Source organism: Prescottella subtropica, from assembly GCF_005434945.1.
Taxonomy (GTDB): Bacteria; Actinomycetota; Actinomycetes; order Mycobacteriales; family Mycobacteriaceae; genus Prescottella; species Prescottella subtropica.
The window spans coordinates 25,038-44,578 of the sequence record NZ_SKCH01000018.1; the positions used below are offsets into that span (position 1 = coordinate 25,038).

Consider the following 19,541-nt stretch of genomic DNA (forward strand, 5'->3'; position numbering starts at 1 on the left):
ACTCACCCGCAGGACAGGATGGTGACGGAAACGAATCACTACCGACCCTGGTGGTGATCAACACCGACTATGCCAGACAGAAGCGACATCTGTTGGGAATCAAACCTTTCGGCGATTCTTCGCGAGTGGCAGCCGCAACGCGCACCTTCCCCTTGCCGTAGTCACGTTCATAGCCACAGACTTTCGGCAAAACATCGACCACGGTCAGGCCCGAGATCAGCTCCTCGACGCCTGGTACCGATACGGAGAAGTCATCGAGGATCGCCGACGGCGCTGTAGGTGCTGTAGGTGCCCCGCTCTCACTCGAGGCGGTCTCGTTGGCCACGACGACACCGAGAGGGACCAGCGCCGCGACGGCGGCGACCAGGGTTCCTCGTTTGAACATGTTCATTACCACTGCCCGACTGCGGTCGTGTGAGTGGCCTGGAGTCGCATCAGCTGTCGGTCGATGTCGCCGCTGCTCAATGCTTCTGGGCGGTGGCCGACGTGGAACAGCCCGTCGGTGTGGGGGCAGGCGTACACGGCCAGTCCCTTCTCGCCGTGGTGCCGTTTGCGGACGGTTTTCGCGTCGGAGCGGGCGTGGTAGCCGCGGTGTCCGCACTTCTCACACCAGGTCCAGCGGGCGCTGGGGTTGTGGGCTCGGGGACTCATGCGGCACGTCCGATCTGGAGGTTGAGCCAGTCCGAGAGCCAGGTGATGGCGTCGCGGCCGGCGTTGTCGACGACGAGGTCGTTGTAGTTGGTGTGGGCCCCGGAGGTGAAGAAGGTGGCCGCGCCCAATCCTTCGCCGACCAGGGCGGTCAGGTCGTCGATGCCGTCGGACTCGGAGAGCTTGGTCAGCGACGTCGACAGCTTCGGCAGGTCGAGGGTTTCGGCTTGTGCGGTGATGCTGGTCGAGACGGACTTGACCTGGTTGCCCAGCAGGGTGGGGGATGTTTTGGTGGCCTTGCCGGTGAGCATGTTCACCGCCACCGAGGCGAGGTCGATACCGACGGGGATCAGCCGGCCGGTCTCGGCGGCGGCGCCGATCGGGTCGGGCAGCTGCCCGGGCGGGGGAACCAGTTTCTCGGCTGCGGCCCAGGCGATCTCCTGGATCTCGCCGACGATGTTCGCGAGTCGGATGACGTCGACGTTCGCGAGGATCGACGCGACGAGCGCGGCGATCTGGGTGCCGCCGGTGGGGTCGGGGATGATCGCGAGGACCTGCGAGACCCACTTCAGGTCGACCTCAGCGGCCATCTTCACCAGGGGGCTGAACTGGTTGTTCAGCTCGCCGGCGACCGCGTGCGCGGCGCGGACGTCACCGGCGGCGATCTTCTGCGGCAGCAGGTTCAGGTTGTTCAGGATGCCGGGCATGTCGAGCGAGGTCACGCCGGTGGCGACGTTGAGGACCTGGTTGACGATCACGGTCGGTTTGAGGACCGACAGCACGCTGGTTGCCGAGGTGAACACGTCCGGCGAGGTCACGGTGAGCGGCGCAATCTGGCCGCTGACGGTGTCGGCAGCGCGGGTGAGGGTCTGCACTTCCGGTGACGTCGCCGGCAACCGGAGCGGGTCGCCTCCGGACAGCTTGGTGGCGGTGTTCGCGAGCTTGGTGACCGTATCCAGTGCGCTGGTGAGGTCGGACTCTTGTGCGGTGGTGAGGATGTCGGAGGCGTTGCGTTCGGCGGTGCCGGCCGGGGCGGCGGCGAGGCGTCCGTTCGCGGCCGGGTTCGCGGCACCGGAGTCGAGCAGGTCCGTCAGGGGGGCGATCGACTTCGCGATCGATGTCGCGGTCGTCGCGACCTTCCGGATGTCGACGGTCGGCTCGGCGAGCTGCTGCCCGAGTGCAGCAACGTCCGTCCCGAGTCCTGGCAGGTCCGCGCCGGTGAAGTCGGAGGTCAGTGCCGTCGCGAGTTGGGTGTTGCCGCCTGCTGTTTCACCGGAGGCGAGTTCGCTGGGGCTCTTGGAGAGGATCGAGCCGAGTGAGCCGAGCAGCGAGCTCGATCCCTTCTCGATCGAGCAGTAGAGGTCGCCGGGCGAGCAGATCGAGGCGACACGGCCCGACAACGTGCCCATCCCCTGCGGCCGCGGATCGGCGATACCGGTGCCCGAGGTGCGTGGGCCGACGGTCGCGGCGCCCTTCGTGCCGGCGCCCGGGTCGGCGAGCAGCCCGACCGCGAGGACCCGGGAGGCGTCGACCGGACCTTTGCCGTTGCCGATCATCGCGGCGAGATCTCCTGCGGCGTCGGCGCCTTGGGAGTAGCCGGTGATCGTGAACTTCGTGTTCGCGCACGACGATGCGACTTTCGATAGGACCTTCTCGGACTTCTCGATCGCGTCGGCCTTGCTGTCGGCGTAGGTGTGTCCGTTGTCGAAGGCTCGGGCCATGTACGGCAGCGTGTAGATCCCCGCGGTGCGGCCGTGTTCGGCCGTCAGTGCGTCGGCGACCGGTTTGAGCATGCCCACCGGCTGGTTCGGGTCGGCGTCCTCGCTGGTCTCCCAGGTGCCGGGGATGAACAGGTTGAACGTCGCTGTGCAGCTGGTCGGTGCGGCAGCAGCAATCGCGGGGGCGGTCAGGGCGACGGACCCACCGGCGACCGTCGCGCTCGCCAGGAGCGCGACTACGCGGCGGGATCTCGGACGTCTGGCTGGCATGGGCACCTCGATTACCGATGGGGACACGAGTTCCTACGCTGGCCCATATCCCCGTTTTTCCTCAACAAGGTCCCCCCTTGTTTTCGACACTCGACAGGCGCGTGAACTGCGGAAACGTTGGTGGAACGGATTTTCCGTGCCGACGCGGAGAGGCCCCGCTCATCGCGGTGGCGATGGCGGGGCCTCTCTTCTGGTGCTGGGTCAGATCCAGTTGATGTCGATGCTGTCGATGGTGTCGAAGTGGAATCCGAACTGGTCGTTGTAGTGGTCGAAGCCCTTGTTTTCGGGGTAGTCGAGGGTGGCGTGGCGTTCGAGGATCGCGACGACGCGGGCCTGGTCGTCGTTGGCGAGGGCTGCGGCGAGTTCCTGCGACTCGGCGGCGGTGAACGGGGTGTCGGAGTTCGCGAAGTCGAGTGTGCGGGTGCGGTAGTCGTAGCCTTCGGTGTCGCCGGCGCGGACGTGGACGAGACCTTTGACTTGGATGACGGCCTTTTTGGGGGTGCCGTCGGTGTTGAGGACGCCGGCGGTCTTCATGGTGTCTTTCGCCTTCGCGGCCTTGAGTTTCGACTTCGCGTCGTTGCGGAGTTCGTTGGTTTTCCCGGACATGTACTTGCGCACCGACGACGGGTCCCGGCCGATCTGTTTCGCGACGGCCTTCACCCCACCGAGGCGTTCGATCGCGGCCCGGCGCTGGGCGAGTTCGGCGATCTTCGCGTTCGGGATGCGGTCCTGCTGCGCCCACCGGCGCAGGGTGCGGTCCGAGGGCTCCTTGGCGCCGGCGTCGATCGCGGCCTGCCGCAGGCCGTCGTTGCCGATCGACTCGCGGGCCTTCTTGACCGACACGGTCGCGGTCAGCCCGGCCAGCCCGGTCGAGGTCTGCTGCGCTTTCGCGACCCCGGCGACGGCGGCGCCGGCGACGTTGACCTTCGTGCCGGCGATACCGACCACCTTCTGCGGCACCGACGTCGAGCGTTTCTTCGGCAGATGCAGCGCCATCTACTCCCCCACCTCCTCGTCGTCCTCGGTGCTGGTGCTGTGCGCCTGCGTGATCGCGGCCCGCAGCTCGTGCGTGGTCTCCGCGGCGGCGAACTCGCAGATCATCTCGTCGGTCAGCTCGGTGTGCTTCTCGACGGTCATCTTGCCCAACGCGTCGCTGTCGTCGGCGATCTGCTGGCCGGCGGCGAGCAGGTACACCCACGAGTCGGTGATCGTGGTCAGCGGCCACCGCCCGGTCTCGCGGGCGATACGCATCGCAACGCGGCGGCCCCGCCAACGGCAGTGCGCGATGATCGCGGCCCGCCACAGCGGCTGGTGGTGGTGCTGCATGCGGGTCGCGGTCCACATGTCGGGGTTGACCATCCGGCCGATGTAGCCCTTGTAGCAGGCGCCGAGGAACCGTTTCATCGCCGCATCGTCGGACTCGACGGCGACAGCGCGGGCTTCGCGCAGGACCTTGGCCCACTTGTCCAGGACGCGGCCCTGCTGCGGGTACACCCAGGCTTCGGTGACGTCGAGGTCGTCGACGTCCAGGCCCATGCCGCCGTCGGCGACCGGTGCGCACAGCCCGTCGAGGCTGACGGTGGTGATCCAGGTCTGTACCGGCTGGTCGTCGCGCATCGCCGGGTGCGGCAGCGGCAACTTCTCCGGGAGCGCGTACTGCCCGGCGGCGGGCAGGGTGACCCGCCAGATCCCGAACGCCGGCTTGTCGGTGGCGGCCGCGGCGGCCGCGTCCGCCCCGGTCAGGTACTGCGGGGTGCCGTAGCCGAGGGACAGCATCCCGGCCGAGGCGAGATAGGCGGCGCGCTGGTCGATCGTGACCAGCTCGGCGATGTCGTCGAGGTCGTCGGAGTCCGGGACCCGCGCCCAGCCTGCGGCGGGCTCGAAATCACCGCGGGGGGCACCGTCGATCACCGGCATCGGGCCGGCGGTGTCGACGACGAGGCCCTTGCCCGCACGGGTGCGTTCGCGGCGGATCTTGTCCAGGACCACAGCCCCGGTGCGGGCCGGGGTCGGGCCGGGCAGCACCCCGAGATGCTGCGCGCACCACGCCAGGCGGCGGCCCAGCTCCCGGGCGGCGGGGGCATCGTCGTCGGGCAGGTAGGTGCCGGCCGTCGGGCTGCCGAGCACACCCATGTCCCCGATCCGGTTGCCCCACCCGAAGTCCTTGTTCCAGAACGTCCACACGTACGGCTCGAGGATCACGTCGACCATCTGGGTCGCTTTCCCGATCCGGCGGGACAGGTGGATCACGTGCCCGGGGTCGCCGCGCAGCTCCCACCCGGCCGCGATCAGCGGCGGCAGCGTCACCGAGATCGCGTCGTGCAGTTCGGCGACCGCACGCACCCGCAGCTGCTCGAGGTCGTCGACGTCGTCCTCGCTGCCCGGGTCGATCTCCCACCCGAGGTCGGCGCACGCGTCGACACCGACGAGCCACACCTGCGCGGGGCTGCCGAGCGGCTGGAGTGCCGCCCAGCCGATCAGCTTGTCGAGCTTGTCGATCGAGTCGACCGGGCTCGGCCAGAACTTCCCCGACGGGGTGGAGAACCCGGCCGCGGTCACGATCAGGGCGTGCCCGTCCGCGGCGGTGCCGGCCGGGAGCGTTTCCCACGGCCGCGGGGCGGCGGCCGTCTCATCGATCGTCTCGTCTGCCTTGAGCGGGGCGGGATCGGTCGTCGTGTCGGCGGCCTCGACCGTGGGGTCGGCGGCCGGTTCGGCAGGGGCGGGGTGGTCGTCGAGGTCGAACAGGGAGATCTGGTCGGGGGTGGTTGCGGGTTCGGTCATCACTGCATCACCAGCTCTCGGGTGGAGACGGCGGTGTCCTCGTCGGCTGTCAGTGCGAGGTCCGGCAGCGGGGGGACAGAGAACCCGGCGTCGCGGGCGGCGGTCTCGGCCTTCTGGTAGCGGCGCATCGCGGTGCTGGCGGCCACATGGCCGGTTTCCGCGGCGATCGCTGCGAACGACATCTCGGGGCTGATGATCTTCAGTCGCGCGGTCTCCCGCACGTTCTCGGGAAGCTCGGCGCACTCGTCGATGAACGCCAGGAGGTCTTCGAGGGTGTGTTCGGGTTCGTCGGCGGCCTGCTCGGTCTCCGGGTCGACGGTTTCCGGTTCGGTGTTGCGCAACGCGTCCGATACCGCTGTCTCGTCTCGCGCAACGGTCGGCGCAACGTCCGCAACGTCCGGCGCAACGTCTTCGGTGTTGCGCAACGCGACCGACTCGACTGCCTCGTCGTGCGCAACGGTCGGCGCAACGTCCGCAACGGTCGACGCAACAGGCTCGGGCATCGACGCAACGCCGGCATCGGACGGCAGCGGCAGCGGCTTTCCGTCGATCAGGAACTCGTACTCCTGCGGGGCTTCGTTCTCCGTGGACGCAATGCCCGTGTCCGAGGAGGCAACGTCTGCGGTGTCGTGCGCAACGAGGTCCGCAACGTCGACAGAGTCCGCAATCGCGCTGGTCACGAACTCGTCAGCCTCTCCCTGCACCGGCCGAGTGACCGACTCAACAGAGCGCTCCCACTCGGTCGGCAGGATCTCCGTCGCCGCGGACGCAACGTCAGTGGCAGCGAAATCGTGGCCATGCGCAATGGTCTCGACGTCGTGCGCAACGCCTGCGGTGTCGTACGCAACGACCTCATCGACCGACGCAACGGTGTCGTCTCCGGCGGCTACGGCCCGCACGAGGGTGTTGTATTCGGTGTAGGCGGTGCCGATGGCCTTGATGAGGATGCCGATGCCGTGGCTGAACGCGAGGACCAGCAGTGGCGGGATCACGGCGATGAGCGCGGCGGCGGCCGGGGTGAGCGGGACGAACCCGATGTCGATGCCGGCGGCGACCTTGCGCGCGGCTTCTTCTGCCGCTTTGTAGGCGTGGTAGGCGTTGCCGATCACGCTGATGCACACCACGGCGACGAGCAGGCGGACGAAGAACTTCTTGCCCTCGTCGCTGCCGTTGATCTTACTCAGAACGACCACGGCGATCGTTGCGCCGAGGATGGCGCCGTCGACGACGGCGGGGAGAATCCAGGCCCATTGCGCGGGCATGAGGGCCTGCGTTGCGAGGTCACGCAGCACCGAGAACGAGAGCGTGAACGCGCCGCCGGTGAGTCCGATCGCGACGAGGATCGCGAAGACCAGAGCGGCGATCAGCCCGTAGAGCTGGACTCGTGCTGCTCGGAGGTTAAGGTCGGTCATTGAGCGGGTGTTCCTTTCAGGGTTGGCCCGGTCACGAGGCCCTGCCGGGTACCAGCCGGTGGGGCCTCATTGCGTTGCGGCGTCCGGCGCATCTCTGGTGCGCAATGACGCAACGGTGCTGGTCGGCGCGTTGCGCAACGCTCCCATATTTCTACTTACTTCCCCTAGTGCCCATATGGGTTAGAGGGTGATGCCGTCCGCTGGGGGCGGGAACTCCTGGCCGCCGTTGTAGTCGGTCTCGAGGCGTGCGCACAGTTGCTCGATCGCCACCCGGATGAACATCTGCTGCGAGGTGATGCCGGTGCGCGGGCGGGTGTGCGCGAGGGCTGCGACCATCCGTTCCTTCAGGTCCACGTCGAGCGAGAGCAGGATGTCGGTCGTTGCGGCCTTGCGCTTCTTCTCCCGCGGCGCGGGGTCCGCTACCGGCTGCTGTTGCGCAACACTTTCGGGCGTTGCGTCACCGCGTTGCGCAACGGGTGCCGGCGTTGCGTCGCCGCGTTGCGTCGTTGCGTCGGAGTGTTGCGCAACGGGTGTCGGCGTTGCGTTCTTCTCGTCGTTCTTCATCGACTCGGCGGCCTGCTCGAAGGTGTTGCGGCGCCGGGGTGCGGGCCGTTCGGGTTCGGGAATGACACTCATCAGTGGGACACCTTCTCCAGGATCTCGATGAACATGGTGTGCAGATTGCGGGCCCAGGCCGGCGGCTTGGGGTGCTGGTCGAGGCCCATGCCGACGGTGGTCAGCTTCGAGATGTCGGCGCGGTCCGGGATCGGGTGGCCGAGCAACGCGATGCCGTCGGCGGCCGCGTACTCCTTGAGGTAGTCGAGAGTCTTCGCGTGGTCGCTGCGGCGGCTGTCGAGCTGGTTGACGACCACTCCAGCGATCGGCAGGACCTTGTCCATGTACTTCGCGATGTCCTCGATGGCTTCGCGGATCGCGTCGAGCCCGTCGAGGGCGTCCTGTTCGGGCTGCACCACGATCAGGACGTTGTCGGCCGCGTAGAGCGCGCTGCGGGAGACGAGGTCGATCGCGGGCCGGCAGTCGATCAGGATGTGGTCGTAGACGCCGGAGACGTCCTTGAGGGCCCGCGCGAACGACATTTCGCCGCCCGGCTTGGTGCCGAGGCGGTCACTGACCGCCTGCAACTCGCCGAAGCCGCTGGGCAGGACGTGGATCTGCTCCCGCTTCGCGGCGACGATCGCGTCGCGCACCGGCATTTCGGTGTCGCGGTCGAGGACGTCGGCCAGGGAACCCGGGGCCGGGTCGCCGGCCGAGTATCCGGTCAGGTGCTTCGTCGAGTTGCCCTGCATGTCGGCGTCGACTATCAGGCAGGACCGCCCGGTCGAGGCGGCTGCGTGCGCCAGCCCGTTCGCGACGGTCGTCTTGCCGACACCGCCCTTCAGGTTGGCGATCGCGGTGATCGTCATTTCTCCTCCTCGCTCCCCATATAACCCATATGGGAAATTATATAATACTATATCAGATCAGTGCATGTTCCGTTTGCATAGTTGATCTTCCGGTATGTCACCTCATGTTGTCTACCGTGCACTGATCTTCACCTCGGTTACGTGAGGACAGATTAGATGCAGTTTGCACACATCACCTGCACTTATGCGCCATAAGCCGATCTAGGGCAATGGATGGCGAGGGCACATAGCCTGGGGCAATACCTCGACACCACGCAGGGGAGGAACCCCTAAGCAGTCGACGTGCGCGGCGTCGCGCAATGACGCAGGGCGGAGCGCGCAACACACCCACACACTTGCACTCCCCTATTGCCCATATGGGCAATAGGGGTCATAGGGGAGCGTTCTGGGTTCGGCCCCTCGGCGGTGTTGCTGCGGCTATTGCCGTAACGGCCGCGATCGTTGCATCGGCCGCGGGCGACGTTGCGCAACGGGCCTGAGTACCTGCGGCGGACCGTTGCGCAACAGGGCGGGGCGTTGCGTCGGTCTGCCGATCGCTCCGTGCTGGCCTATCTGCGGACAGCCAGGCTGGCTCGCGCCGACCCGTCCACGGTCACTCTGGTCGGGTCTTGACTACGACGGGGACGCGGTTGATTCCGGTCAGCCACTTCTCGGCTGACGGGTTGATCGAGGCCACGAGCTGAAAGATGTCGCGGGTTCTCTCACGCGTATCGGTCGCCAGCAGGTTCTCCATGTGGGATACGCGGTTCCGTAGGTGGTGCAGTCGGTAGACGCGCCAGAACGTCGTCTCGCCGTCGGAGTCCGCGGCGTGTGGAAACGCCTTTACCAGTGCCTCGTTCCACATGCGCTCGCGGTTGCTGTTGGTCGTGTTGTCGCCAGCGCCGGGATCGTGGTTGGGGAGGAGGTCTTTCCACAGGCCGAAGGTGATCTGAGCGAGAACATCGTCGTGGGTGACAGGGTGTCCGTGTCGACGGTGTTTCGAGTCCCGCTTGCTGGCGACCTTCGCGGCGAGGCCCAGTGCTTGGGTCCGCTTGCCTGCGCTCAGGCTTCGCAGTGGTGCGGCAGGATCGCTGAGGAGCCAACTCTGGGATGTTGCCAGTTGCTGCGTGTTCCATGTTTGCAGTTCTCGGTCCATCGCGTTCCGCAGCACGACCTCGGTCACGCTGAGCAGTTCTTGGAACGCGGCTGCCAGCTGCACGTTCCATCGGTAGAGCGCTAGTGCCCGCTTCTCGTTCTGGCCAGTCTCTTCGAGGTACGGGTCGAGTCGCGAGCGGTGGAGGCAGTCCACGATCTGTGCGCGATCCGAGAGTGCCCTGTGCATGCCAATACATTGACAAACCGAGCGGAACGTCTAGCATTTGGGGCGAGAAGGTGAGGACAGGGTCCCTCATCAACGAGACTGAGAGAGTCCGTAGGACGATATGCGCCTACGGGCTCTTTCTCATTTCTAGCGCATCAGACTGCTTCGATCACCGCGTTCACGGCATCCCGCAGACAGCTTCGGCACTGCGCTACTTCTGCGGGCATTCCGAGGAAGTAGCCCTGCCCAACCCTGTAGCGGCTAGAGGCTCTCTGCTGTTTCAGCGGCTACGGACAGTCAAGTTCGACCGGGACGGCCCGGTCACCCGCACACCTCGCTGCACAGCAGCACTTGCATCCTCGTCCAGGTGCACAGCCGTCGCGTCACCGGCGGAGACCCGTGCACGACCACTGGCCCGCACACCGGCGCTGTCGTAGGCGGTGACCACCGTGTCGTCGCCGGCGACGACGGTCGAGGTGTCACAGACGCTGACGACGGCAAAGTTCCAGGCGTGCACGACGCATTCGTCGAACGCGTGGACCGTCGCGTTGGTGTAGGCGTGAATCGTCACGCGCCCGGTGACCTCTACGAACGCGCTGTCGGTGGCGACGATCTGCACCCGGTCCGGTAGGGGAGCGGAGCAGTGGATACGGGCGGTCGAGTTGCCGGCGATCCGCAGTGTCCAGTGCTGGCCGGAGGCCCGCAGGTCTGCGTCATTCAGCTCGATGACGTCGTCTCCGGTGTCGACGACGATGAGCTTCGCGCCGGCAGCGAGCCGGCGGCGGACCGATTCGACGTCCCGGCTCACCTTCGGGGCTCGACGGTCGTCGATGCGGCTCACCCGGACGCGGGGATGCTGTGCGTCGGCTTGGGTCGGAGTCTTGCGCTTGCGGGTGGTGGTGCTCACGACATACCCGTCCTCTCATTGCTCAGCGGCCTGCACGGGATCACGAGCAGCGTATGCGCTGATCGCCCGCGGAGGTGGGACCTGACGGACGTCGACAGCTCGACGCCATTCGGCAGAAAACCTATCGCTACCTGGATAAACGACACGTCCCCTCCGGTGTGGATCATGCTGTGACCGCCTTGCGAGCAGCCAACTCGGCTGCGAACCGCTCTCGCACGGCCCGACGGTGCTCAGCGGACGCCGGGGGTCCCTGCACCGCCGCGTCTGTCGCCATGACCACGCGGCGGACGGCAGCCAGGCGGTGCGCGGTCGTAGACGGGGTCTCGCAGGCGGCTAGACGACCCGTGAGGGCGCGTTCGGTGGGTGAGGGGCTCGTCCAGTCGATCTGCCCTAGCCGCCACGCCACGAGGCGCAGAGGCGAGGTCATCGAATCCAGGGTGGGCCAGGACCAGCCCCGGGCCCGGCCGTCGAGATTCAGTGCGGTCGCGATGTCGGCACCGGTCCAGCGGGTGGTGTCGATACAAGCCTCGACCAGCAGGTCACAGACGGCCCCGATATGTGTGCGCTGCTCACCGACGACTCCGTTGTATCCGGTCACGACGTCGAGAGCGGGGATGCGATGGACCAGGTCCGCGGCAGCTCGCTGACGGTCGAGATCTCGGCCGTGTGTGGTGTGAAGATCCTTGCCCGCGGGCGCGTGCGCACGCGCTTGGTGATCTTTCCTAACGGAAAGAACACCCGAAAAAGAACCACTAGAGGATTGGGGTGCGGAACCGCGTGAACTGCGAGGACGTGAGCCAGCAGGTCGGCTGCTCGTCGGCGCCGCCTTGCGGCGGCGGGTCGGGACCGGCCGGGTGGTGCGCTCCGGAGCCGGCATCTCCTCGACCGCCCACCGCGGCGCCGACAGCGCCCACACGCTCGCGGCACCACGCTGAAGCCGGGCCGGGGCGTGACCGTGGACCTGCTCGTAGAGACGGGCCGCAGCCTCCCGCTCGACGGCGTTGAGGAGCTTGCCGCGGGCCTGCTCCACCCCGAGATCGAGAGCCAGGAGCACACGCCGGGTGCGCTTGAGCTGGTCGACGGACAACCCGGACCGAGTGATCAGGGTATCCAGGCATGCAGTCACGCGCCGGCCGGTCGACGATTCCGCGGCCGCGGCGTGCGCCGCGCAGCCACGGAGGAACGTCGCGGCAGCGATTCCGCACCGCTTGAGAGCGGCCTTGCCACGGTCGGTCGTCGTGACGACCCACTCGCACAGCGACAGCCAGTAGGCGCGGTTGTGCCAGGTCAGAATGTGGTTGGAGGCTCCGGGCTCGAGTGGGAGCGAGAAGGTGCGGCTGCCGGCGGGCTGGGCCTCGAGCATGCCGGTGATCGCAGCTTCGGCCAGCGCGGCGGCGTCGGCGGTAGCGGCCAGCGCGGCCGCCTCCTCAGCCTCGATCCGAGCGACATTCGCGACCGCGTCCGCGACAATGGCCACCCACTCGGCGTCATCGAACGGCCGGGGGAGAACAGGGTCGAATGCACTGACCTCGGACGACACGCCGAGAGCAGTCAGATTTTGGGTTGTTGAGCAAGATTCAGGGTGTGCAGTACCCTGAGACGTACCTTGCACAGGTAAGTCCCTTCGGGGAAACGCAGTAACCGAGTCCGAAGCTCTAACTTCGAGCTCACCCAGAGAGAGATCGTTCGGCTAAAACGACCTCTTTCGAGAGGGGAGGACCTGCTAAGTCCTCCACCGGATCTTCTGATGAAAACCCACCCCCACCTGGGGGTTTTTCTCGTTTATGGGCTGTTACTGCACTGTGAAATTAGCTATCTAGGCCGATCGATCAGTCACTCGGTCACACGCGTTCCTCCTCTCTCAGAGTCCACTCCAGCACCCCACATCTCACCACGTCCGGCCTGCCCGATCTGGGAGGCTCGCGTGTGACCAGCTCGAGATGCGACGTACATCGCGGAGTGAGTGCGCCCGCACGGCCCAGCAATGACCGATCGGGCGAATCCGGCGACAACCTCGATGTGCTGGATTGAGGCCGTCTCGGGGTCGGTAGCGACAAGGTCGACCGTGTCGATGAACGCCTCGTCGGCCGGCCGTGCCGGAGGAAGCACCAGCGGTCCGTGAGCGTCGACGAGGTCGTCCAGATCCATGTCATTGGGCATGCACTGCCCACTGACCAGACGCGCACGCAGCACGCCCTCGACACTCAGAAGCTCCCAGCGGCGGCCGTCACGATCGACGGCAATGATCTGGCTCATACGGCCCTCCACGCAGGAGGAGCGACGAGCCCGTACACCAGAGCGGTCGCGGTGTCGCCGAGTGGGGGAGCGGGCGTCATGCTGGCATCAGCTCGAAAAGGTGCAGCTGACGCGGCGACGTCGAGATCTGGATGGGCCGCGGCTCCGGCGTGGGGGTCGGGGCCGGGGTCTTGGGCGACGCCGGCTTCGAGTAGCCGCGCGCGGCGGCAAACCGCTCGATCCGGTCCGGGGGGATCTGTTTGCCCGTTCCACTGAAGAGCCTGCCGGCGATCACCTGCTCGAGGGGCCTCTCTCGGGCGGACCGGCGGTCCAGGAGGGCGGTGCACTGCGCCAGGATCGGGCAGACCTCACACGCCGCCATCGCGCGCCGCCACGGCTCCGGATCGCATCCGGTCACGGTCCAGCCCCGGCCCTTGCCTGCGCACAGCCCTCGTCCGGCGAGGGCGAGCGTGACGGGAGCCCTGCCGCGGGACTCGAGCTCAGCGGCGATCCGCCGGGCAGTGGGACATGAGCGGACCTGCGCGGTGCAGAGAAACCCGCAGCGGCCGCAGCGGCCCGCGCCGCGATGCTCGCGAGCCATCCGACGGAGAGCACTGGTCGAGTAGCCGCTCATCGAGGAGGACATACGCGTACCGGGGCCGCAGATCGACAACTCGCGAAGCGCCTCCGCCACCGCAGGACACAAGGGTGTGGTGCCGGTGTACACGGCGCCACACGCCACGCACGCGGTGCCGTCTGCGTTCTCCGTGTGTGTGGCCAGAATCGAGTGCTGAGCGGTACTGGCAGCGGAGTCGAGAGAGTCGACTGCTGCCCTACGTCCTGACCGGTCGGTTACTAGGCGCTGACCGCGAGCGCCATCTAACGTGTTCATCGCAGGTCTCCATCTGCTGCATCGAGGTCGGCGGGCTCCAACCCGCTGGTCTCCGGCTTGTCGGCTGCTCCAACAGCTGACTCGCTACTCACACGGTCCCCTGGCTGCTCCAACAGCCGGGGGACCGTTCACATCTGGCGGACATTCCCCGACCCTCCCTTCTACGCACTTCCGATCTATACATAGATGATCTATGAACTAACGTTCCATTGGAGCCGGTATGTGCGCATCGTAACGAGGGGATTGCACAGTGTCTAGCGATGAGGACTTTCCTGGTAGGGCTCACTCTGTGAGTCGACGAGTCATGCGCGGTTTTCAGCCCGAAAAGCTGGAGAAGGCTCGACGTGCTGCCGGTATCTCGCAGGCGGAGCTGGGTCGGATCGTTCGGATCAAGGGCGAGACGGTTCGACGCTGGGAGCAGGGCGGTTCGTCTCCCCAGGTGGACCTGCTCGCGCGAGCGGTCGAGGCGATCGGCGTCGCCATCGCCGACGTCGTTCACGTTCCTGAAGATGAGCGGTTCCCCGGAGACTGGCGTGTACTCAGAGGCTTGACTCAGCCGTTGCTCGGCGCTGCGGCCGGTGTCACCACGCAACTCGTGGGAAGTGTGGAGCGCGGCGAGATCACGTTGTCCGACAACCTCGCCAAGAAGTTGGCTGCTGCGCTCGATATTTCGGAGAGTGAACTTCGGGCCAGTCATGAGCGTGCGCGTAACCGGCCGGCTGGCACATCGGCGTGACACGCCCCCGACGTACCCACGCATCGTTTCTCTCCCTGAACGGAACGTCCTGTTTTGACGCCGCTGAGCCTAAAACCAAAAATTTACTATCGCAAGTTGCGTACGATACGCGCGATTGTCAACATGAAACGGCCAGTATGGGCCAACTCTGCCTTGGCGCAGGGCTACAGGACTGAAAGGTTGGACGTGCGATGAACACCAGCTTCGCTGACCGGCTTCGTCACCTCTTCGAGAACGTCCACCCGAAGAATCGCGGCCCCTACACCCAGACCGAGATTGTCGACATGCTCCGCTTCAGCGGCAGCAAGATGACCACCGGCTACATGTCGCTGCTACTCAACGGCAAGCGCACGACGCCCGGCATCGACACTGTCCGAGACATCTGTCGGGTGTTCCGAGTCCCTCTCGACTACTTCGGGGACGAAGAGACGTACGAAGAGGTCAAGCAGCAGATCGCCTGGATTCAGAACCTGCGCGATTCACAGGATCAGCGGGTCGCCGCGCGCACCTACGATCCCTTCCGTCGGCTTGCCAGCCGCGACGACGAGTCGTCTTAAACAATCACTGCGTAAGTCACTCCTGCCGCGATAGCCCCTGTAATCGCACCGACGATCACCTGGCTCTTCGTATGGTCTCCCAGTTGCACTCGCGACCAGCTGACCGCAACCGTCAACACGAGACCCAGCAGCCACCACGGTGACACCGCCAACGCTAGAACCACGCTCACACCCGCCAGTGCGCCCGCATGACCACTGACCTTCCAACGGAAGGCGCTCGTGATGACCGCGGCCACCGCGAGCGCCACCAGGCCCGCAGACATGAACGCAATCATCTCGATCGGTGCGTGGGCGAAGGCCATGATCAGCAGCCCGCCCATCGTGGACACCAGCAGACCTGCCATCAACAGGTGCCTCTCGCTGATCTTGGTGACGTGATGATCACCGATCTTCGACCGACGCATTCCCGCCAAGATCACGGCCATCGGAATGACGCCGGCGACCACCGCGACGAACGCGCCCCATCCAGGTGCACCGACAGCAAAACCGATCACCATCGAGGCGAAGATGTTGATGACCCACGGCGCGAACACTTCGGTCAGAACACGGGCAGCTACATCTACCGGCCGACGACTTTTCCGCACCTCAAGGTCGATCGTCACTTCAAGACTGCCTTTCGTTCGGTGCCCTTGATGGCGTTGTATGCGGCGCCCACCATGCAGGCCCACTCGGTATCGGTTGTCTCGGGATCGTGGAAGAAGCTGCTGTAGCCCAGACCATCAGCGACTCGGCCGGCGACGATCCATTCGGCGATCGCCGAAGCCGCGGCCTCTTGGGGCAGCGTGCCCTCGGTCGGTAAGTCGCTGAAGTCGACCTCGATACTGAGCGCGTCCAGCACCTCAGCGGCGCGATCATCAACACATTCGCTCGTGCTGGCGCCGGGCATCGACTCCCTGACGGCACCAGGCCACAGCTTCATCAGCTCGTCGCGTAGCGGCAGAATCTGCTGGAGCGCGGTCCTGGCGGCGAGCCAGTTCATTGTCAGGGCTACCAGGACTCCCACGGCGACGAGCAGCGCTCCGGTGGCCGCCAGTACGCGAGAGATCTCGAGTGGCGTCGGGGTCGGTTCCATCACCCCGTAGCGCGCGGCGGAGAGGTAGCCGATCCGTAGCGCGGCGTACACGGTGAGGATGGCCGCGCCCGGAACGATGAACATCAGTCCACGGCCGGTGACGGTCCGTCGATCTGCCTGCTTGACGGACACGATCGTCACCAACAGAGCCAGCAAGAACGGGTAGGCCATTCCCACAATTAGCCCCTCGGCGTACCCAGGCAGATGCGCGTACTTGTTGTCGAACTCGCGGTCGGTCACGCCCGCCGGCCACGGGGTCGCAGCGAAGAAGACGAAGGCCAGAGCCCCCGTCGTCACCGACATCGTGATGTGGAGACGGAGGAGCTTCTTCTGCTGGCCGTCCTTGCTCGTCACGGCCGTAAACCCAATGGCCGTACCTACGCAGATCCCGCAGACCATCACCATCTTCACAGCGTTTGGCATGCCCGGTCCGAAGGAGTCTCGAACGAAGGTCTCGACAACTTGGACGTTGAGCGCCTGGTGCGCGGACATACAGGCAAGAATGATGAAAGCTGCTGCAAGAGCCAGGGATCGAACAGACCACCACCGATAGATTCGGGTCGCCGCAGCGATCGCCAACACGATCGCAGTCAGTGCATTGATCAACCCAGTGCCTCATCGAGTCGGGACCTCACCGCGGGACTGCCATTCGCTCCGTTGGTTCCCCTCAGCCGCCTCAGCAGCAGACTGCCGAATGCTTCGGCGTCGGCTTCCTCGTCAGACCGCCGCTCATCGCTGCAATCGCGTTGAAGCATCAGGGTCGCGAGATCATGGCGGTCCGCTGGCAAGGCTTGCTTTGCAACGTCGAGCGCGGGGCGGCCCACATGCCCAAGGATAATGTGGCCGAGTTCGTGAGCGATCGTCCGATCCCGCGCATGGACCCATGTGGCGAAGCGAACCTCGTCATAGTCGGGGTGCCGCGTCCATTGACCGAACACACCAGACGGCAAAACATCCTCGTGGATCACCAAGCGCCTGCCTCGATCCCGGGCGAGAGCATCAGCAAGGCCCGACAGCGATCGAGCTTCCTCTCCCTGCGCGATGCGAAACAAGCGATTGACAGCGCGTGCGATCGCCGCTTTATCTGCTGCCACTTACTGAGCCTCCTGAACACTGGATTCCCCGGAAATCCGAGGAATACCGTAGTCGCTTCCGCCTGCCCGACGTTGAGGAGGTTGGCTGTGGGTGACCCTCAGCGGCACCCAGCTCGGCCGCTAGGCTCGAGCAAATGCCGACCAGACTCCATCCATCTCGCCGCGGTGTTGCCTGTGCAGCAATCGCAACCGGCGTCTTCCTTCTCACAGTGAGCGCGCTGGCGCCTACCTATGCCGCGGATCAGCTCGTGAAGATTCCGCTGAGCATCGAGGCTGAAACCGTCTCCACCGGTACGGCAGAACTTCTCGACGCAGCTGCTCTGGTGAAGGGCAAGCTACTCATCGAGCAAGGTGTTCCGATCACCGTCAACCAGCGCGTGACCGTCGAGGAACCTGCGGATGCGCAGATCGCGACCCTCCAATCTGGTGTCCAGATGACTCGGGATGACCGCAAGGGCTCGGCAGCGATCGTCAACGCCAGTGTCGGCCTATCTACCGTCGATCGGCGCACCGGCCTCGCGGTCGAAGACCCCATCGGATCCATCCAGTCCGAGCTCGGCAAGGCCGCCGATCCCGTCGCCTACAGCGGCCTTCAGTTCAAGTTCCCCTTCGACACCCAGAAGCATTCCTACCCCTACTTCGACACCACGCTGCGCGCGAGCCACGACGTCGACTATGTCGGCGAGGACGAGCTCGAGGGCCTGCCGGTCTACAAGTTCCACCAAGAGATCGAGCCCACGGAAATCAGCGGTCAGGTCACCATGCCCGCATCGAGCTGGGGGAGAGAAGGCTCGGAGCAGGTGACGATGAGGCGTTTCTACGGAATCACCCGCGACCTGTGGGTCGAGCCGGTCTCCGGCGCAGTCGTCCAGGTGCATCAGCACTACCGCCAGTACCTCGGCACGGCCGTCGACGACCCGAAGCCGACCACCATCATCGACGTCGCACCGAAGCTCGACGCACAAACCCAGAGCGAGCAGATCGCCTTCGCCAGCAAGTCCAAGCGAACCGTCCAGTGGGCCACCTTTTACGGACCCGCGATCGGCGCCGCTGCCGGCGTCGTCCTCCTCGTAGGGGGCATCTACCTCGGAGCGACCGCTGCCAGGCGCCGTCCGCCGACCGGGAGCCAGCCGGAGCCCTTGGCCGAGACGGAACTCGTTCTCGCACGCTGACCCATCCTCGTCACGGAAGAACGCCCGCACCAATTCATCTGGTGCGGGCGTTCTTTTCATAACTGAGCCCCAGGAAACGCTGATCTACCTGGCCAGACAACACGTCCCCTTTGGCTACTGTGCGCCCCGAAGCTCCTCGTACGCGGCCCGAGCGTCGGGGAGCGCCGCTGCGTACTCTCCGGCCGCCGTCGCGCCCTTCTTGTACCTGAAGTGTTCCTTCTCGTCGTATCCGCGCGGATCTGCACGCTGAACTGCTAGTGCGTAGGCGACCGGGTCGTTGTCGTCGACGGTCACTGTCGCCGCGACATCCATGAAGTTGTTGGTGGCGGCTGGGGTGGCCTCCGCGGAATCCGAAGCGCCGTACCGAAGTCGGTGCTCCCATCCGTAGATGTCGAGCTTGTTCCCGTTTCCTGCGATCCAGTTGGACTCGGCTTTGGCGGCCACCAGTGCTGCGAGAACCTGATCGGGGGTGCCGCCGCGTTGCTCGACGGTGTCGATGATCTGCTGAACGTAGAACCGCTGTCTCTTGCTGATGAAGTCATCCGAGTCGTACGGGGATGCCGGCGCGGTGGTCGTCGGAACTGTGACGGTGGGGGAGGCCGCGGGGGCGTCGTCGCTGCCGCAGGCGGTCAGCCCGATGGCGAGCGTGGCAGCGATCACGGTGGCGGCGAGGGTCTTGCGGTTCATCGGTGGTGCTCCGTTCGGTGGAGGGAAACGGTCGGGGTCAGTGTCGGATCTCGTCGACGAGCCAGCGGTCGCCGTCGCGGACGGCGGTGACCCATACCGTCGTATCCGGTGTGACCGGCTGGGTTCGGCTTCCGGTGACTGCGGTCTGCTTGATGGTCACCACCCGCTGGACGACGGTGTCGGTGTCGGCAGGGCATCCGGAGCACTCGACGGTGACGTCGGCGATGACCTTGGCCTGTTGCTGGGCCCACTGCCCCCACTGCACGCTCTGCCCGCGTTCGGTGCGTGCGTCGATGATCATGCGAGCAGCGAGCTGGTCGGTCAGCCAGTCGCGGGCCCGGCCGTAGGCGTCGTTCTGGGTGGCGTCGGCGGACGGGTACCAGGTGTAGATGACGGTCAGGGCCTGCCGGATGGATTCCTCGGCATCCCGCGAGGACGCGGACGGCTCGGTGACATCGACATCGACGTCGACATCGGTCGACGGCGCCGCGGGGACCGGCGGGACGGTGGAGCTGGTGGTCGATGTGGAGGCAGCCGCGCCGTCGGTGCTCGTGTCCGTGCGGAGGAACGAGTAGGCCAGTACGGCGACGACAGCGGCGACGAGTGCCACGATGACCAGCTTGCGTGCCTTCATTT

Annotated in this window: 21 protein-coding genes; 3 read left to right on the plus strand and 18 right to left on the minus strand. The window is 66.0% G+C overall.

The features are described 5' to 3' along the window. Window positions 1-67: 67 nt before the first annotated feature. The 13 genes from E0497_RS15110 to E0497_RS15170 all read right to left on the minus strand — a co-directional run bounded on the left by E0497_RS15110 (window position 68) and on the right by E0497_RS15170 (window position 13,296). Complete coding sequence (locus E0497_RS15110; RefSeq protein ID WP_137725616.1) at window positions 68-391, minus strand: hypothetical protein; 324 nt, start codon at window positions 389-391, stop codon at window positions 68-70. Next, entirely contained in the window at window positions 391-651 is a 261-nt protein-coding gene (locus E0497_RS15115) for a hypothetical protein (protein WP_137725617.1), read from the minus strand. The genes E0497_RS15110 and E0497_RS15115 overlap by 1 nt, the downstream gene beginning before the upstream one ends. Further along, window positions 648-2,636, minus strand: a complete 1,989-nt coding sequence (locus E0497_RS15120; protein WP_137725618.1) for a cutinase family protein — start codon at window positions 2,634-2,636, stop codon at window positions 648-650. Before E0497_RS15120 ends, E0497_RS15115 begins: the two co-directional genes overlap by 4 nt. Before the next feature lie 201 nt (window positions 2,637-2,837). After that, window positions 2,838-3,632 carry a hypothetical protein gene (locus E0497_RS15125; protein WP_137725619.1) on the minus strand — a complete coding sequence of 265 codons (795 nt, stop codon included), beginning with the start codon at window positions 3,630-3,632 and terminating at the stop codon, window positions 2,838-2,840. Next, entirely contained in the window at window positions 3,633-5,417 is a 1,785-nt protein-coding gene (locus tag E0497_RS15130) for a hypothetical protein (protein WP_137725620.1), read from the minus strand. Beyond that, window positions 5,417-6,829, minus strand: coding sequence for a DUF2637 domain-containing protein (locus E0497_RS20685; protein WP_206663641.1), 1,413 nt, complete (start codon window positions 6,827-6,829; stop codon window positions 5,417-5,419). Before E0497_RS20685 ends, E0497_RS15130 begins: the two co-directional genes overlap by 1 nt. 180 nt (window positions 6,830-7,009) lie before the next feature. Further along, on the minus strand, window positions 7,010-7,465 hold the full coding sequence (locus E0497_RS20655) for a hypothetical protein (protein WP_194150320.1): 456 nt from the start codon (window positions 7,463-7,465) through the stop codon (window positions 7,010-7,012). Further along, window positions 7,465-8,253, minus strand: a complete 789-nt coding sequence (locus tag E0497_RS15145) for a ParA family protein (RefSeq protein ID WP_137725621.1) — start codon at window positions 8,251-8,253, stop codon at window positions 7,465-7,467. The genes E0497_RS20655 and E0497_RS15145 overlap by 1 nt, the downstream gene beginning before the upstream one ends. A gap of 592 nt (window positions 8,254-8,845) precedes the next feature. Further along, window positions 8,846-9,451: a hypothetical protein gene (locus E0497_RS15150; RefSeq protein ID WP_241665910.1), complete on the minus strand. Its 606-nt coding sequence runs from the start codon at window positions 9,449-9,451 to the stop codon at window positions 8,846-8,848. Window positions 9,452-9,833: 382 nt separating this feature from the next. Beyond that, a complete protein-coding gene (locus E0497_RS15155; RefSeq protein WP_137725622.1) occupies window positions 9,834-10,460 on the minus strand; it encodes a hypothetical protein in 627 nt (208 codons plus the stop codon). Window positions 10,461-10,623: 163 nt separating this feature from the next. Beyond that, window positions 10,624-11,937, minus strand: a complete 1,314-nt coding sequence (locus E0497_RS15160; RefSeq protein WP_137725623.1) for a hypothetical protein — start codon at window positions 11,935-11,937, stop codon at window positions 10,624-10,626. 356 nt (window positions 11,938-12,293) lie between these two features. Further along, window positions 12,294-12,716, minus strand: a complete 423-nt coding sequence (locus tag E0497_RS20660; RefSeq protein WP_194150321.1) for a hypothetical protein — start codon at window positions 12,714-12,716, stop codon at window positions 12,294-12,296. A gap of 76 nt (window positions 12,717-12,792) precedes the next feature. Beyond that, the gene (locus E0497_RS15170) at window positions 12,793-13,296 is read right to left on the minus strand and encodes a hypothetical protein (protein WP_137725624.1); all 504 of its coding nucleotides are present in this window, start codon (window positions 13,294-13,296) and stop codon (window positions 12,793-12,795) included. 595 nt (window positions 13,297-13,891) lie between these two features. Here E0497_RS15170 and E0497_RS15175 point away from each other — a divergent pair. Together E0497_RS15175 and E0497_RS15180 are read left to right on the plus strand one after the other, a co-directional pair. Next, the gene (locus E0497_RS15175) at window positions 13,892-14,323 is read left to right on the plus strand and encodes a helix-turn-helix transcriptional regulator (protein ID WP_137725625.1); all 432 of its coding nucleotides are present in this window, start codon (window positions 13,892-13,894) and stop codon (window positions 14,321-14,323) included. A 191-nt stretch (window positions 14,324-14,514) separates the two neighbouring features. Further along, the gene (locus E0497_RS15180; RefSeq protein ID WP_137725626.1) at window positions 14,515-14,880 is read left to right on the plus strand and encodes a helix-turn-helix domain-containing protein; all 366 of its coding nucleotides are present in this window, start codon (window positions 14,515-14,517) and stop codon (window positions 14,878-14,880) included. On the opposite strand, the gene E0497_RS15185 is transcribed toward E0497_RS15180, so the two are convergent. Genes E0497_RS15185 through E0497_RS15195 form a run of 3 tightly spaced genes read right to left on the minus strand, consistent with a single transcriptional unit; the run spans window position 14,877 to window position 17,046 of the window. Beyond that, entirely contained in the window at window positions 14,877-15,482 is a 606-nt protein-coding gene (locus E0497_RS15185) for a phosphatase PAP2 family protein (RefSeq protein ID WP_241665911.1), read from the minus strand. The two genes, E0497_RS15180 and E0497_RS15185, sit on opposite strands and share 4 nt — an antisense overlap. Beyond that, the gene (locus E0497_RS15190) at window positions 15,479-16,558 is read right to left on the minus strand and encodes a hypothetical protein (RefSeq protein ID WP_137725627.1); all 1,080 of its coding nucleotides are present in this window, start codon (window positions 16,556-16,558) and stop codon (window positions 15,479-15,481) included. The genes E0497_RS15185 and E0497_RS15190 overlap by 4 nt, the downstream gene beginning before the upstream one ends. Further along, window positions 16,555-17,046: a M48 family metalloprotease gene (locus E0497_RS15195; RefSeq protein ID WP_241665912.1), complete on the minus strand. Its 492-nt coding sequence runs from the start codon at window positions 17,044-17,046 to the stop codon at window positions 16,555-16,557. Before E0497_RS15195 ends, E0497_RS15190 begins: the two co-directional genes overlap by 4 nt. Before the next feature lie 134 nt (window positions 17,047-17,180). On the opposite strand from E0497_RS15195, the gene pgfA reads away from it, so the two are divergent. Further along, on the plus strand, window positions 17,181-18,218 hold the full coding sequence (gene pgfA / locus E0497_RS15200; protein ID WP_137725628.1) for a cell envelope lipid trafficking protein PgfA: 1,038 nt from the start codon (window positions 17,181-17,183) through the stop codon (window positions 18,216-18,218). Between the two features lie 114 nt (window positions 18,219-18,332). Here the strand turns inward: pgfA and E0497_RS15205 are convergent, their stop codons facing one another. Beyond that, a complete protein-coding gene (locus E0497_RS15205; protein ID WP_137725629.1) occupies window positions 18,333-18,905 on the minus strand; it encodes a hypothetical protein in 573 nt (190 codons plus the stop codon). Between the two features lie 37 nt (window positions 18,906-18,942). Beyond that, the gene (locus E0497_RS15210; protein ID WP_137725630.1) at window positions 18,943-19,539 is read right to left on the minus strand and encodes a hypothetical protein; all 597 of its coding nucleotides are present in this window, start codon (window positions 19,537-19,539) and stop codon (window positions 18,943-18,945) included. Window positions 19,540-19,541 lie beyond the last annotated feature (2 nt).